The sequence below is a fragment of the uncultured Enterovirga sp. genome, assembly GCF_964242715.1.
GTDB lineage: Bacteria > Pseudomonadota > Alphaproteobacteria > Rhizobiales > Beijerinckiaceae > Enterovirga.
Genome location: NZ_CAXTAZ010000005.1, coordinates 87,163 through 102,451, shown reverse-complemented (window position 1 = coordinate 102,451; position 15,289 = coordinate 87,163). Strand labels below are relative to the sequence as shown.

General features: G+C 69.1%; 13 protein-coding genes. 8 read left to right on the top strand and 5 right to left on the bottom strand.

All coding sequences use genetic code 11. The features are described 5' to 3' along the window. Window positions 1–81 precede the first annotated feature (81 nt). From ACFE87_RS04655 to ACFE87_RS04635, 5 genes are read left to right on the top strand one after another with little or no spacing between them, the layout of a single operon-like run. Window positions 82–885, top strand: coding sequence for an ImuA family protein (locus ACFE87_RS04655; protein ID WP_375458451.1), 804 nt, complete (start codon window positions 82–84; stop codon window positions 883–885). Continuing rightward, on the top strand, window positions 782–2,326 hold the full coding sequence (locus ACFE87_RS04650) for a DNA polymerase Y family protein (RefSeq protein ID WP_375458485.1): 1,545 nt from the start codon (window positions 782–784) through the stop codon (window positions 2,324–2,326). Before ACFE87_RS04655 ends, ACFE87_RS04650 begins: the two co-directional genes overlap by 104 nt. Before the next feature lie 52 nt (window positions 2,327–2,378). Further along, complete coding sequence (locus ACFE87_RS04645; protein ID WP_375458450.1) at window positions 2,379–2,630, top strand: plasmid stabilization protein; 252 nt, start codon at window positions 2,379–2,381, stop codon at window positions 2,628–2,630. Then, a complete protein-coding gene (locus tag ACFE87_RS04640) occupies window positions 2,627–3,061 on the top strand; it encodes a type II toxin-antitoxin system VapC family toxin (RefSeq protein ID WP_375458449.1) in 435 nt (144 codons plus the stop codon). The genes ACFE87_RS04645 and ACFE87_RS04640 overlap by 4 nt, the downstream gene beginning before the upstream one ends. A gap of 22 nt (window positions 3,062–3,083) precedes the next feature. Next, on the top strand, window positions 3,084–6,449 hold the full coding sequence (locus tag ACFE87_RS04635) for an error-prone DNA polymerase (RefSeq protein ID WP_375458448.1): 3,366 nt from the start codon (window positions 3,084–3,086) through the stop codon (window positions 6,447–6,449). 22 nt (window positions 6,450–6,471) lie between these two features. Here ACFE87_RS04635 and rpsU read toward each other — a convergent pair whose 3' ends face one another. Beyond that, a complete protein-coding gene (rpsU, locus tag ACFE87_RS04630; protein WP_375458447.1) occupies window positions 6,472–6,801 on the bottom strand; it encodes a 30S ribosomal protein S21 in 330 nt (109 codons plus the stop codon). A gap of 314 nt (window positions 6,802–7,115) precedes the next feature. On the opposite strand from rpsU, the gene ACFE87_RS04625 reads away from it, so the two are divergent. Next, the gene (locus ACFE87_RS04625) at window positions 7,116–8,201 is read left to right on the top strand and encodes a mandelate racemase/muconate lactonizing enzyme family protein (protein ID WP_375458446.1); all 1,086 of its coding nucleotides are present in this window, start codon (window positions 7,116–7,118) and stop codon (window positions 8,199–8,201) included. Window positions 8,202–8,219: 18 nt separating this feature from the next. On the opposite strand, the gene murJ is transcribed toward ACFE87_RS04625, so the two are convergent. Both murJ and ACFE87_RS04615 read right to left on the bottom strand, forming a co-directional pair. Beyond that, window positions 8,220–9,743, bottom strand: a complete 1,524-nt coding sequence (gene murJ / locus ACFE87_RS04620; RefSeq protein WP_375458484.1) for a murein biosynthesis integral membrane protein MurJ — start codon at window positions 9,741–9,743, stop codon at window positions 8,220–8,222. Between the two features lie 124 nt (window positions 9,744–9,867). Next, window positions 9,868–10,881 (bottom strand): glycosyltransferase family 2 protein, encoded by a 1,014-nt coding sequence (locus ACFE87_RS04615; RefSeq protein ID WP_375458445.1) that lies wholly within the window; start codon window positions 10,879–10,881, stop codon window positions 9,868–9,870. A gap of 22 nt (window positions 10,882–10,903) precedes the next feature. Here ACFE87_RS04615 and ACFE87_RS04610 point away from each other — a divergent pair, with 22 nt between their 5' ends. After that, entirely contained in the window at window positions 10,904–11,758 is an 855-nt protein-coding gene (locus ACFE87_RS04610) for a ChbG/HpnK family deacetylase (RefSeq protein ID WP_375458444.1), read from the top strand. 10 nt (window positions 11,759–11,768) lie between these two features. On the opposite strand, the gene ACFE87_RS04605 is transcribed toward ACFE87_RS04610, so the two are convergent. Continuing rightward, window positions 11,769–12,365 (bottom strand): superoxide dismutase, encoded by a 597-nt coding sequence (locus ACFE87_RS04605; RefSeq protein WP_375458443.1) that lies wholly within the window; start codon window positions 12,363–12,365, stop codon window positions 11,769–11,771. 176 nt (window positions 12,366–12,541) lie between these two features. Here ACFE87_RS04605 and ACFE87_RS04600 point away from each other — a divergent pair, with 176 nt between their 5' ends. Further along, window positions 12,542–13,036 (top strand): hypothetical protein, encoded by a 495-nt coding sequence (locus ACFE87_RS04600; protein ID WP_375458442.1) that lies wholly within the window; start codon window positions 12,542–12,544, stop codon window positions 13,034–13,036. 7 nt (window positions 13,037–13,043) lie between these two features. Here the strand turns inward: ACFE87_RS04600 and ACFE87_RS04595 are convergent, their stop codons facing one another. After that, the gene (locus ACFE87_RS04595) at window positions 13,044–15,173 is read right to left on the bottom strand and encodes a S9 family peptidase (RefSeq protein WP_375458441.1); all 2,130 of its coding nucleotides are present in this window, start codon (window positions 15,171–15,173) and stop codon (window positions 13,044–13,046) included. Window positions 15,174–15,289: the final 116 nt, after the last annotated feature.

The window sequence follows — 15,289 nt, the reverse complement described above, 5'->3', positions numbered from 1 at the left end:
CTCGGCGCGGCGGATTGACTCACGGGCCTGCATGAGAACAAAATAGGAACAATACGGCTTCCGCAACCTCTCGGGCAAGGCATGACCCATGCCGGGCACAATCCTGTTTTGTCTGATCTGCGTCGGCGGGTCGTGGCGCTCGAACGGTCCCGGCGGGCCGCGCGGCCTCCGCTCGCCTTCGGCCTCGCGGCGATCGATGAGCATCTGCCCTGGGGCGGGCTGCCGCTCGGCACGGTCCACGAATGCGTCGAGAGCGGCATCGACAGCGAGCATGCGGCGGCCGCGACCCTGTTCACGGCCGGCATCCTCGCCCGCAGCCGCGGCACGGTCCTCTGGTGCCTCCGCGGCCGCGACCTGTTCGCGCCGGCGCTTGCCTCCGTCGGGCTCGGGCCCGACCGGGTCATCTATGTCGAAACCTGGAAGGACGGCGAGGTCCTGCCCGCCATGGAGGAGGCCCTGCGGCATGGCGGCCTTGCAGGCGTCGTGGGCGAGGTCGCCCGGCTCGGGCTCACGGCGTCGCGGCGGCTCCAGCTCGCGGCCGAGGGATCGGGCGTGCCGGCCTTCATCCTGCGCCGGTGGCGGAGCGAGGCCGAGCGCGCCTCCGCCGACGAGCCGAGCGCCGTCTTCACGCGCTGGCGCATCTCGGCGGCCCCGTCCCGCGCGTGCTCCGCCCCGGGCCTCGGCCGCGCCCGCTGGCGCGTCGAGCTCCTCCGCTGCCGTGGCGCGGAGGCCACGTCCTGGATCGTCGAGGCCTGCGATGCCGAGGGTCGTCTCGCTCTACCTGCCCTTCTTCCCGAGCGACCGGCTCCGCAGGAGATCCGGGTCCCCGGCCGCATCGACCGGCCCGCTCGGGTCGAGCAACTCGGCCAACGCGCCGTCGCGTGAGGGTAGCGCTCCGCTCGTCACCGTCACGCGGCAGGGCTCGCGCCGAATTGTCGCCGCGGCCGACGAAGCCGCGCTCGCGATCGGGATCCGGCCCGGCCAGGCGGTGGCCCAGGCTCAGGCCTCCGTCCCTGGGCTCGTGCTCGTCGACGCCGCGCCGGAGGCGGACGCGGCGGCGCTCGCCGATCTCGCGGGCTGGTGCGGCCGCTACTCGCCCGTGGTCCAACCCGACCCGCCGGACGGCATCCTGATCGACATGGAGGGCGCATCCGCCCTCTTCGGCGGCGAAGCCGCCATGATGGCGGACGCGGTCCGGCGGCTCGGCCGCGCCGGGATCACGGCCCGGGCCGCACTCGCGGAGACGCCCGGCGCGGCCTGGGCGCTCGCCCGCTATCGGCCCGGGACCATCGCGTTCAGGGGCGAGATCGAGCCCGCGCTCGCCCCCCTTCCGGTCTCGGCCCTGCGGCTCGAGGACGAGGCCGTGCGCAGCCTGCATCTTCTCGGGATCGACCAGATCGGGGATCTCACCCGGCTGCCCCGGCCCGAACTCGCCCGCCGGATCGGCCGGCCGGTGCTCGACCGGCTCGACCGGGCTCTCGGCCATGTGGCCGACCCGCTCGCACCCCTCGTGCCGGCGACCATTCCGCAGGTCCGCCTCGCCTGCGCCGAGCCGCTCGGGCATCTCGAAGGGCTCGTGGCCGCGCTCGACCGTCTCGTGCCGGCGCTCTGCCGGGAGCTCGACCGGCGCCACGTGGGCCTGCGCCGGCTCGACGCCATCCTGCGCCGGGTCGACGGCCGGCCGTTCGGCTTCCGGATCGGCACCGCCGCGCCCTCGCGCGATCCGGCCCATCTCGTCCGCCTTCTCGGGGAGCGGCTGCCCGAGATCGACCCGGGTTTCGGCATCGACGAGATCGTGCTGGCCGCGAGCCATGTCGAGCCCCTGCGGGCGCGCCAGCTCGATGCGGCCGTCATGCTGGACCTGTCCGGGCCGGGGGAGGGCGATGCGGCGCTGGCGCCTCTCGTCGACCGTCTCGCCGTGCGGCTCGGCGCCGCCCGGATCTTCCGCGCCGCCCCCGTCGAGAGCCATGTGCCGGAGCGCTCCGTCCGTCGGGTCCCGCCGCTGTCCCTCGGCGGGAAAGCCTCTTGGCCGGCCGTCCTGCCGCGCCCGAGCCGCCTCATCGAGCCGCCGGAACCCGTCACCGCGATCGCGATCGTTCCGGACGACCCGCCGACCTTCTTCGTTTGGCGCCGCGTCCGCTACGTCGTCCGCGGCGCGGACGGGCCGGAGCGCGTGCGCGGCGAATGGTGGCGAATGGACGAGGAGACCGCCTCCCTGCGGGATTATTACCGGGTCGAGGACGTCCAGGGCCGCCGCTTCTGGCTCTTCCGCGACGCACCCATGGCGGAGAACGGCCGCTGGTGGCTGCACGGGAGGTTCGCGTGACGCGTTCCGGCCCCGCTGATATCATTGATATCGCTGCAGAGGGGTCTCGGTCTTGGCGACACTGCTCATTCGTAAGCTCGACGACGATCTCAAGACCCGCTTGCGAAAACGGGCCGCCTTCCATGGTCGCTCAATGGCTGAGGAGGCAAGAAACATCCTTCGGGAGAGTCTTTCGGAGGCAATGCCTAGGACGGGAGCCGGGTTCGTTGCCTCCATCCGGGCCAAGTTCGAGCATTTGGGTGGCATTAACCTCGATATCCCGCCCCGAGAGCCGATGCGCGCCCCCCCCTGCTTCGACGAATGATCATTCTCGACACGAACGTGTTGTCGGAGGTGATGCGGGAAGCTCCTTCGCCGCAGGTTCTCATGTGGCTGTCCGGCCAGGAGCCGGCTCGGCTGTGGACGACCGCGGTCAGCCAGGCGGAGATCATGGTCGGCATCACTGTCCTGCCGCCAAGCCGAAAGCGGGCGGCTCTGGCATCAGCGGCCCAGCATATGTTCAAGGAGGACTTCGCCGACCGGATTGTGCCTTTCGACCAAGCGGCGGCGTCCTGGTACGCGGATGTCATGGCGCATTGCCGAAGGGTGGGCCGACCAATCAAGGCCTTCGACGGATTGATCGCCGGAATTGCGAGAGCTCGAGGCGCTGCGGTCGCCACGCGAGACATCCTCCATTTCCGAGATTGCGGGCTCACCCTGCACGATCCCTGGCAGGAGGGCGGCACCTCCGCCTGAGCGCGTGGCGCGGGATGCGCCGATGAGCGCCGGGATTGTCCGGGCCATTCCTCCTCCGACCGACGCCCGAATCCCAAGAACGGACGGCGGTGGAAGAGGCACCGCACCGTTCCCAATCCCCGAACTCCAGGTCACGAGCCATTACTCCTTCCTGCGCGGCGCCTCCTCGCCGGAGGAGCTGTTCGCCGCCGCCGCTCTGCTCGGCATCCCGGCGCTCGGGATCGTCGACCGGGGCTCGCTCGCCGGGATCGTGCGATGCTGGCAGGCCGCCAAGGCGACCGGCACGCGCCTCGTGGTCGGGACGCGGCTCGATCTCGAGGGCGGGCCCACCCTCCTCGTCTACCCGACCGACCGGGCCGCCTATTCGCGGCTGACGCGCCTTCTCTCGCTCGGCAAGGCGCGGGCCGGGAAGGGCGGCTGCCGGCTCGACTGGGACGACCTCGCGGAATGGGGGAGCGGGCTCGTCGCGATCCTGGCGCCCGACCGGCCGGACGGCCAGCTCGCGGGGGATCTCGGCCGCTTGCGGGAGCTGTTCGGCGACGCCGCCTATTGCGGCCTGACCCGCCGTTTCCGGCCGGACGATCATCTTCGGCTCGACGCGGTGGCGGGCGCAGCCCGGACGGCCGGGGTCGCGACCGTCGCCATCGGAGACGTGCTCTACCACGAGGAGGAGCGACGCATCCTCCAGGATGTCGTGACCTGCATCCGGCTCGGCGTGACGATCGACGAGGCCGGTTTCCGGCTCGAAGACCATGCCGACCGGCACCTGAAGCCGCCGGCCGAGACGGCCCGGCTCTTCGCCCGCCATCCGGATGCGATCGCCGGCGCGGTCGAGATCGCTGACCGTTGCCGCTTCGACCTCGGCGAACTCCAATACCAATACCCGCAGGAGGTGGTGGAGCCCGGCCGCACCGCCCAGGAGACCCTCGTCCGTCTGTCGGAGGAGGGCGCCGCCGCCCGCTACGGCGGCAGCATTCCGGACCCGGAGGCGAAGCAACTCCGTCACGAACTCCAGCTGATCGAGAGCCTGGATTACGCGCCCTATTTCCTCACCGTCCACGCCATCGTGCGGGCGGCACGCGGGATGGACATCCTGTGCCAGGGGCGCGGTTCGGCCGCCAATTCCCTCGTCTGCTACCTCCTCGGCATCACGGCCATCGACCCGATGGAGAAGGACCTCCTGTTCGAGCGCTTCGTCTCGGCGGAACGACGCGAGCCGCCCGACATCGACGTCGATTTCGAGCATGAGCGCCGGGAGGAGGTCATCCAGTGGGTGTACCGGGAATACGGCCTCCACCGCGCCGCGCTCTGCGCAACCGTGATCCGATACGGTGCGCGCGGCGCCGTGCGCGAGGTCGGCAAGGTCCTGGGCGTGCCGGAGGACGTAACCGGCGCGCTGGCCGGCCTCGTCTGGGGCTGGAGCCGGGACGGCGTCGGCGCCCGGGAGGTCGACAGCCTCGGCCTCAATCTCGAGGATCGCCGCCTCAGGATGACGCTCGACCTTGCCCGTGCCCTCATCAACACGCCGCGCCACCTCTCGCAGCATCCCGGCGGCTTCGTCCTGACCGAGGACCGGCTGGACGAGCTTGTGCCGATCGAGCCCGCCTCGATGAAGGACCGGCAGGTCGTCGAATGGGACAAGGACGACATCGACGCGCTCGGCTTCATGAAGGTCGACCTGCTCGGCCTCGGCATGCTCGGCTGCATGAGGCGGGCCTTCGACCTCATCGAGAAGCACCGTCCGGGACAGCCTACGACGCTGGCCGGCATCCAGCAGGGCTGCGAGGACACCTACGACATGATCTGCCGGGCCGACACGCTCGGGACCTTCCAGATCGAGTCGCGCGCGCAGATGGCGATGCTGCCGCGCCACAGGCCCAGGACCCTCTACGACCTCACCATCCAGGTCGCGGTTGTTCGGCCCGGGCCGATCCAGGGCGACATGGTCCATCCCTATCTTCGTCGACGGGAGAACCCGACCCTCGTCGATTATCCGACGCCGGAACTGAAGAAGGTTTTGGAAAAGACCCTCGGGGTGCCGCTTTTCCAGGAGCAGGCGATGCGGGTCGCGATCGTCTGCGCCGGCTTCAGCCCCGGCGAGGCGGACCAGCTGCGCCGCGCCATGGCGACGTTCAAGGTGACGGGTGGCGTGTCAGCCTTCAAGGAAAAAATGATCCAGGGCATGATCGCCCGCAAATACTCGCCTGAATTCGCGGAAAAGACCTTCAAGCAGATCGAGGGCTTCGGCTCCTACGGCTTCCCCGAAAGCCACGCCGCCTCCTTCGCGCTGATCGCCTACGCGTCGGCCTGGGTGAAGTGCCACCATCCCGACGTCTTCCTGGCAGCGCTCCTCAATTCGCAGCCGATGGGCTTCTACGCCCCGGCGCAGCTCGTCCGCGACGCCCAGAATCACGGCGTCACGGTGCTGCCCCCCGACGTGAACCTCTCGCGATGGGACACGGTCCTGGACGAGGTGCACGGGAGCGCTCGTCGCTACCTCCCCGTTCGCCTCGGCCTCCGGGTGGCCAAGGGCCTCTCCAACGCCGAGGGCGCTCGCATCGTCACGGCGCGAGGCGAGGCGGATTACGGATCGGTCGAGGAAATCTGGCGGCGCGCCGGCGTGACGGTCGCGGCCCTGACCCGGCTCGCCGAGGCGGATGCCTACGGGTCGCTCCGGCTCCAGCGCCGGGATGCGCTCTGGGCCATCCGCGGGCTTCCGTCCGAGCCGCTGCCGCTCTTCGCGGCGGCGGACCGGCGCGAGGGAAGGCTCGCGCCCGAACTTCCCGACATTCCGGTCGCGCTCGCCCCGATGACGGAGGCTCGGGAGGTGGTCGAGGATTACCGCTCGCGCGGCCTCAGCCTACGCCGCCACCCGGTGGCCTTCCTGCGGGGCGAGCTGGAAAGGCGGGGCGTCATCCCATGCGGGCGGCTGAAGCAGCTGCGAGACGGGCGGAATTTGACGGTCGCCGGCCTCGTCCTCGTGCGTCAGAAGCCCGGCTCCGCCAAGGGCGTCATGTTCATCACGATCGAGGACGAGACGGACGTCGCCAATCTCGTGATCTGGCCGTCGGTCTTCGAACGGCAGCGCCGGTTGATCCTCTCGGCCGGCATGATCAGCTGCCGGGGCCGCATGCAGCGGGCCGGGGAGGTGATCCACGTCGTGGCCGACGACCTGGTCGACCTGTCGGGCCTTCTTCGCAGCGTCGGCCAGAGCGGGCGCGGCGACGAGGATTTCCCGCTCCGGACGGGCCGGGGCGACGAGGCCAAGCATGGAGGCTCGCCCGACCAGCGCGACGATCCGCCGATCGGTCACCGGGCCCGGACCATCTCCGCGCCGGACATGAGAACGAGGCCGGAGATCAAGGTCACCACCCGGGATTTCCGGTGAGCGACCCTGACCTGGACGGGTCTTAGAAGCGTTCCGCGGGCCGACCGGCACCGGTGCCGGCAGCGGCACCCGGAGCAGGCGGTGCGCCCGGGGCGCCGCCCGGCCGGCGAGCGCCTGCCGCGAAGCGAGGCTTTGGCTTCGGGGCCGCGATCAGGCCTTCCCGAATCGCCTTCTTGCGGGCCATCTTGCGCGCACGGCGGACGGCTTCCGCCTTCTCGCGGACCTTGCGCTCGGAGGGCTTCTCATACGCCTTCCGCATCTTCATCTCGCGGAAGACGCCCTCACGCTGCATCTTCTTCTTCAGCACCCTCAACGCCTGATCGACGTTGTTGTCGCGAACAAGTACCTGCAAAACCTATCCGATCCCAGGAAAGCCTAACGAGCGGGGGCGCCCGTCCGGCCCGGTGCGAAGCAGTGCTCGACCGTGGAAACGTCCTCCATAGCACCCAATCGGCGCCGCTGTCGCGCGAAATTCTGCCCCGGCCCGATCCAGCCCCCGGCAGCGGAGCACCGAGATCGCGATCGGGACACCCGCTTCCACGCCAACGATAGACCGCAGCTTCGGCAACGGCTCCACATTCCGTTCGCCACCCCTTATGCGATGGCGGGACGGCAAAGGGACCGGGCCGCGACGAGCCCGCCACCATGCCGGGGAGGAATGACACTATGGTGGCCTTGTCGTCGATCCAGCCCGGCTTTTTCCGGATCCCGCTTCCCGAGGTGCTCTCGGACTCGACCCACGGCGAGATGACCGCCTTCGAGCTGAACACCGTCCGGGTCCGGGACGCCGACGGGGCGGAGGGTGTGGGTTACACCTATACGGTCGGGCGGAACGGCGGGGCCGTGAATGCCGTGCTCGGTGAACTCTCGGAGATGATGCTCGGCGAGGATGCCGACGCGATCGAGCGGCTCTGGCACAAGGGCTGGTGGGGGCTGCATTACGGCGGCCGCGGCGGCCCGACGGTGCTGGCGCTCTCCGCCTTCGACATCGCGCTCTGGGACCTGAAGGCGAATCGAGCTGGACTGCCGCTCTGGAAGCTCCTCGGCGGCTACGATCCGCTCGTCCCGGTCTATGCCGGTGGCATCGATCTCGACCTGTCCGTCGATGCGCTGCTGCGGCAGACTGACGGCAATCTCGGGCGCGGCTTCCGGGCCATCAAGATGAAGGTCGGCCGCAAGAACCTGCACGAGGATGTCGAGCGGGTCCGGGCCATGCGCGAGCATCTCGGGCAGGATTTTCCCCTCATGGTCGACGCCAACATGAAGTGGAGCGTGGACGAGGCGATCCGGGCCGCACGGGCCTTCCAGCCCTTCGGGCTCACCTGGCTCGAGGAGCCGACCATCCCGGACGATCCGGCCGGCCACGCCCGCATCGTCCGCGAGGGCGGCGTGCCGATCGCGGCCGGCGAGAATCTCCGCAGCCTCTGGGAATTCAAGCTCTACATCGCGGGCGGCGGCGTCACCTATCCCGAGCCCGACGTCACGAATTGCGGCGGCGTCACCTCTTTCATGAAGATCGCGCACCTGTCCGAGGCGTTCAATCTGCCGGTGACCAGCCACGGCGCCCACGATGTCACCGTGCATCTTCTGGCGGCCTGTCCGAACCGGTCCTTTCTCGAGGCGCATGGTTTCGGACTCGACCGCTACATCGCCGATCCGCTCGTCATCCGGGAGGGGGTCGCGATCGCACCCGACCGGCCGGGTCACGGCATCCGATTCGATTGGGACGGGCTCGCCGCCCTGACCTCCTGACCCGGGCAGCTCGGCTGACTAACCCCGCCCGAGGCTCACCCGGAAGAGACGCAGGAGGATGAGGAGCACGCCGCCATAGACGACGACGCTGGCGCCGCCGAGCGCGAGCAGCGTGGCAAGGTCCGAGAGGGATCCTGCGATCGGCCGAAGCCAAAGGTCCAGAGGCGCGCGGCCGAACCAGGTCACGACGGCCAGCAGCATGCAGCCGATCGCGACGGCAAGCAGCGTGAGCAGGAACGGTCGTGACGGCGCCGTGAATCGTTTCCTAAGGGCGAGAATCCAGAGGATCAGGACATTGGTCCAGGCCCCGACCGAGGTCGCGAGCGCCAGCCCGACGATGCCGAAACGACCGATCAGCAGGATCTTCAGTGCGATGTTGACCGCGTAGCCGGTGAGCGAGGCCCAGAGCGGGGTCGCCGTGTCCTGCCGGGCGTAGAAGCTCGCCGTCACCGATCGGAGGATTACCGCGGCCGGCAGCCCGACCGCGTAGGCGGCGAGCACGCCACCCGAGCGGGCGGCTGCCGCGGCGTCGAATGCGCCGCGCTGGAAGAGTGCGGCCAGGATCAGGTCCGGAACCGTCAGGAAGGCCACGGCACAGGGCGCGGCCAGCGCGAGGGTCAGGCCGATGGCGCGGTTCTGAGCCGCGTGGGCGCCGGCGACGTCGCCCACGGCGATGCGGCGGGTCATCTCCGGCAGGAGCACGGTGCCGGCCGCGATCCCGACCACGCCGAGCGGCAGCTGGTAGAGGCGCTCGGCATAATAGAGTGCCGAGAGCGCGCCCGTCGGCAGCGTGGACGCGATGATGGTGTCGGCGAACATGGCGAGCTGCACGCCCGCCGAGCCGACGACGGCCGGGCCGAGGAGCCGGAAGAATTGGCCGATGGCGGGGTCGCGCCGGGGCAGGGCGGGCCGGGGCGCGATCCCGCCTCGCCCGGCATCCACCCAGACGAGCACCAGCTCCAGCAATCCCGCAGCCGCCACGCCCCAGGCGGCGGCATGCCCGGCGCTCGGGAAGAAGGCTGTCAGGAGGAGCGCCGTCACCATGGAGACGTTCAGGAGGATCGGCGCCGCGGCTGCCGCCCAGAATCGGTCATGGGCGTTCAGGATTCCCGAGATCAGCGTCACCTGGGTGACGAAGAAGAGATACGGGAAGGTGATCCGGGTCAGCGCGATCGCGAGATCGAAGGTGCCGGGTGGCAGCCCCGGGGCGAGGAGCCCGACAAGCGACGGCGTCCAGATGATCGCCGCGGCTAGGATCGCGAGCTGCACGGCGATCATCAGGCCGAGGATGCGGTCGGCGAAGGCCCGGGCGGCGAGGTCGCCCGCTGTCGCTCGAAGCCGGCCATAGGACGGGATGAAGGCTGCGTTGAAGGCGCCCTCGCCGAAGATGGCGCGGAAATGGTTCGGCAGTCGGAAGGCCACCACGAAGGCGTCCGCGACCGGCCCGGCACCGAGAACGGCCGCCATGACGACGTCGCGGACGAAGCCGGTCGCCCGCGACACGAGCGTCCAGCCCCCGACGGAGAGGATGCGGGCCAACATGGTCAGAGCCTTTCGGGCAGGCTGGTCGGCGAGCCGGCTCGCGGCCGAGTCGCCGGGCAGGGTGTCGCGGATAGCCGTCTCCGCGTCCACCTCGCGCAGGCAGCGCGGATGACGATAGAGGCCCTCAGGCCAGGGAGGTGCGTCGGTCCTCGGCCGGAACGGGCATGGAGGCGGAGACGCGGCCCACCGTCTCGCCGACGACGTAGAGAGGCCGACGCTTCACCTCGGCGAAGATGCGACCGATATACTCGCCGATGATGCCGAGCGACATCAGCTGAATGCCGGCGAAAAAAGTGATCGAGACGATGATCGAGGGGTAGCCGGCCACGTCCGATCCGAAGATCAGGGTCCGGACGGCGACGTAGATCGCGGCCGCGATGGCGCACAGGGAAACGAGGCCGCCGAGATAGGTCCAGACCCTGAGCGGAACGGTCGAGAAGGACGTGATGCCGTCGAAGGCGAAGCGGAACAGCCGGCGAAAGCTCCATTTCGTGGTGCCGTGATGGCGGTCCTCGACCACGAACGGGACGCCGGTCGACTTGAACCCGATCCAGGCGTAGAGGCCCTTCGAGAACCGGGCGCGCTCTCCCAGCGCCGTCAGGACCTGGACGCCCTTTCGGTCGATCAGGCGGAAGTCGCCGGCCCCTTCGGGCAGCTCGGTCTCGCCGAAACGCGCGAACAGGCGGTAGAAGACATGGGTGAAGCTCCGCTTGAGCCGGCTCTCGCCCGCACGGTCCGTCCGCTGGCCGTAGATCATCGTGTAGCCCTCGCGCCACCGCTCCACGAAGGCCGGGATCGTCTCCGGCGGATGCTGCAGGTCGGCATCCATGATCACGACGGCCCGGCCGCGCGCATGGTCGAGCCCGGCCGCGATCGCGATCTCCTTGCCGAAATTGCGGCTGAACGAGACCGCCGCGATCCGAGGCTCGGCGGCGTTCGCCCGCCGGATCTCGTTCAGCGTCCCGTCCGTCGATCCGTCATCCACGAACAGGATTTCGAAGGCGGGCGTGATCCGCTCGACAACCGGCAGGAGGCGGGCGCAGAGGGGGGCGATATTCCCGGCTTCGCGGTAGACCGGGATCACGACGCTGATCTCGGTCTCGCCGGCTTCGCTGATCTCAGAGGTGACGGGCTGCATGGCGTCAGGGACTGGTCCGGCCGTGAGCAATAGCTCGAGCCACCATGTCGTGCTCTGCGCCGATGACTACGGCATGAATGCGGGCGTGAGCCGGGGCATTCTTCACCTGGCCGAAAGGGGTCGCATCTCGGCCACGAGTTGCATGACGAATTCTCCCCATTGGCCCGAGGCCGGGCGGGCACTGGCAGCCTTGGGCGCCCCGATCGGAATCGGCCTGCATCTGACCTTGACCTGGGGCCGGCCGCTGGGCGCGATGCCGGGCTTTGCCGGGAAGGGGAGCATGCCGCCGCTCCGGCGCGTGCTGGGGGAGGCTTTTGTCCCCGGGTGGGGCGGTCCCGGACGGGACGCGGACATCGGGCGGGAGATCGCGCGGCAGCTCGATGCGTTCGGCGAGGTGATGGGACGGCCGCCCGATTTCGTCGACGGTCACCAGCATGTCCATGTCCTCCCAGGCATCCGGGCTCAGCTCCTGGATGTGCTGTCCGGCCGGGGACTCGCCGGCCGACTGTGGCTCCGAAACCCGTTTGACCGGATGCCGGCCATCGTCGCCCGACGGCTCTCCGCCGCGAAGGCGCTCTTCGTCGGCGCTCTCGCGGCCACGTTTGGCCGCGACGCCCGTCGGGCCGGCTTCGCGACCAATGCCGGATTCTCGGGGTTCAGCCCCTTCGATCCGGCTCGCGATCCGGCGGCGGATATGAAGTGCTATCTGGCGGCGCTCGGCCCGCGACCGCTCGTCATGTGCCATCCCGGTCTTTCAGACACGAGTCCCGACGAGATCGCCGGGGCCCGGCTCCGGGAATTCGGCTATCTCGAATCCCCCGAATTCATCCGCGACCTGGAGAGTCGGGGCGTGGCACTCGTGCCGGCCCCGACCTGACAATGCCAGATCAGGCCGTCTTGCTCATCATCTCGGCCACGTGTTCCCAATTCACGAGGTTGTCCACGAAAGCTTTGAGGTAATCGGGCCGGCGGTTGCGGTAGTCGATATAGTAGGAATGCTCCCACACATCGACGCCGAGGATCGGCTGCGCGCCGTGAACCAGCGGGTTCTCCCCGTTCGGCGTCTTCATGATCTCGAGCTTTCCGTTCTTCACGGCGAGCCAGGCCCATCCGGAGCCGAACTGGGTCTTCCCGGCCTCCATGAAATCGGTCTTGAACTTCTCGACGCCGCCGAGATCGGACGTGATCCGCTTCTCCAGTTCGCCCGGAATGGACCCGCCGCCATTCGGCTTCATCCACTGCCAGAAGTGAATATGATTGTAATGTTGACCCGCATTGTTGAAGAGCGGCTGGTTCTTGCCGTAGCTCTCCTTGACGATCTCTTCGACGCTCTTGCCCTCGAGCTCGGAGCCTTTCAGCAGCGTGTTGCCGGTGTCGACATAGGCCTTGTGATGCTTGTCGTGATGAAATTCCAGCGTCTCCTTGGACATGTAGGGCTGGAGCGCGTCATAGGCGTAGGGAAGCTCGGGCAGGCTGAAGGTCATGATGATCTCCTCGGACGGTCCGGGTTCGCGGCAGACGGGGCGGGTCGCCGCGAGGCGATGCCACCGGGCCGGACACAGGGCACCAGAGGGACTTAGCGAGGCGCGTCGCGGTTGCCAAGGCGAGGCTTTCCTCCCTAAGCTCGACGGCTGGCAAGCGAAGTATCTGGGTGGCGTCGATGGTCGTGGTCTTGATCCTGCTCGCGCTCTCCCTGGTCGGCGTCGGCGGTGCGGCCGTGGTCTTCGGGGCCCCCATCATCCAGATCGAGCGCGGCTACACGATGGTCCTCGCCGGCACCATGGCGGTCTGCTCCGGCATCCTCCTGCTCGGTGTGGCGCTCGCCGCCCAGCGGCTCGGGCGGGCGGCTCAGGAACTCGTCCGCATCCGCGACCGGCTTCAACGGATGGAGATGTCGACGGCGTCCTCCGGCGTAACCGCGATGCCGGCGAATGGGCCGCTTCCCGCTTTCTCGCCGTCGCCCGGGGCGAACGCGGGGTACGGGTCCCCGGCCGAACCGAACGTGGTCGGCCAATATTCCTCGGGCGGCAACGCTTATGTGATGTATTCCGACGGCACCATCCTGGCCGACACCCCGAGCGGAAAGCACCGCTTCCGCTCCCTCGACGAACTCCGGGCCTTCACGTCGGGAGGAGGCGAGCGGGCGAACGCCTAAGGGCGTGTCAGGCGCCTGCCTCGGACCAGCCGCCCTCGGCCACCCTGAGCGCGAAGGCGTAGATCAGCGCGACCTCTTCGAGCCGATCGAACCGGCCCGCCGCCCCGCCATGACCCGCCTCCATGTTGATGCGCAGGAAGACGGGCCCGCCGCCCGTCATCGTCGCCCGGAGCTTCGCGACCCATTTCGCGGGTTCCCAATAGGTCACGCGCGGGTCGGTCAGTCCCCCGAGCGCCAGGATGGCCGGATACGGCTGCGGCGAGACGTTGTCGTAGGGCGAGTAGGACAGGATGGTGCGGAAAGCTTCCTCGTCCTCGCCGGGATTGCCCCATTCGGGCCATTCGGGCGGCGTCAGCGGCAAGTCGCCATCCAGCATCGTGTTGAGGACGTCGACGAAGGGTACGTCGGCCACGATCCCGCCGAAGCGGTCCGCGCCGATATTCGCAACCGCGCCCATCAGCATCCCGCCCGCCGAGCCGCCGTGGGCGACGATCCGGCCGCGGCGCGTGAAGCCCTGGGTGATCAGGGCGTCGGCGCAGGCCACGAAGTCCGTGAAGGTATTCGGCTTTTTGGTACGCTTGCCGTCGAGGTACCAGCGCCAGCCCTTTTCGGTGCCGCCCCGGACATGGGCGATAGCGTAGACGAAGCCGCGGTCCACCAAGGAGAGGAGGTTGGTCCGGAACGACGCCGGCATCGAGGAGCCATAGGAGCCGTAGCCGTAGAGGAGGCAGGGGGCCGTGCCGTCCTGGGCGAGGTCGCTCCGGTAGACGAGCGAGATCGGGACGGTCTCGCCGTCCGGCGCGGTCGCGTGGATGCGGCGGGTCCGGTAGCGCGAGCCGTCGAAACCGCTCGGGATCTCCTGGCGCCGGCGGAGCACACGCTCGTGGGTGACGAGGTTGTAATCGTAGGTCTCGTTCGGCGTCGTCATCGACGAATAGACGAAGCGGATCGTATCGGTGTCGAACTCGTAGCCCGTGCTGAAGGAGAGGCTGTAGGCCTCCTCCGGAAACGAGATTGCGTGTTCGGCCCCGGTCCAGGTCTCGCGCACGACGATGCGGGGATTGGCATCCTGCCGCTCGAGCCGGACGAGGTGGCGGGCAAGCGCCGCGTGCCACAGGATCATGGTCCCGGGGCGGTGCGGAACGAGGTCGCGCCAATTCTCCCGTCCGGGATCACCGAGCGGCGCCACCACGAGCTTGAAATCCTCCGCCGCGCCGTCATTCGTCCGGACCAGGAGGTCGGAGCCGTGATGCGCGACCGAATAGAGAATCAGCGGAGATCGGGCCGCGACGAGCCTCGGCTGGCCTTCATTCTCCAAGTCGACGAGCCAGGTCTCGGACGTCTCGTGGTCGCTGATGTCGATCGTCAGGAAGCGATGCGAGCTCGTTTGGCCGATGGAGACGAACCAGCCCGTCTCCCGCTCTTCGTAGATCAGGACGTCGTCCTCGCCCGAGGTGCCGATCGTGTGGCGCAAGACCCGGAGCGGCCGGTGATTCGCGTCGACCTCGACATAGTAGAAGGCCGCCCCGTCGCCACTCCAGACGACCTCGCCCGAGGTCGCCCGCACCTCGTCGTCGAGATCCGTCCCGGTCTCGAGGTCGCGGATGCGGACGGTATAGAGCTCCGAGCCGGAGCGGTCCGCGCTCCAGGCGAGACGCCGGTGGTCGGGGGAATGCACTGCGCCTGACAGGTCGAAATAGGCGAGCCCTTCTGCCTCGACGTCGCCGTCGAGCAGAATGTGCTCGTCGCCACCGTCACGCGGGCGTCGGCAGACGATCTCGTGCTGCCCGTTCTCGCGGTGGCGCGCGAAATACGACCAGGGGCCGTCCGGCGACGGCACGCTCGATTCGTCTTCCTTGATGCGGGCCCGCATCTCGCGGACGAGTTCGACCCGCTGCGGCTCGAGATCGGACAGCGCCGCCGCCGTATAGGCATTCTCGGCTCCGAGATGCTCCGCGATGTCGGCCGGCAGCCGGGAGGCGTCCTTCAGCACATCCTTCCAGTTCGGCGCCTTGAGCCACGCATAATCATCCTGAACGAGGGTGCCATGGACACCGAATTCGACGGTCCTGACCTCCGCTCGAGGCGGGTCGAGACGCGTGCGACGCACGGCCGGTAGGGCCTGTGATGTGGACATCCGTTCTCCCGAAGCCGGCCCGGCCCAGCCCGGCCGATTGGCCCGAGCCCTCTTAGAAGGCGGGAGCCACCCCATCAACGCGGTGTCGCGTCGGCAAAGTTGCGCCCGCAAGCCTC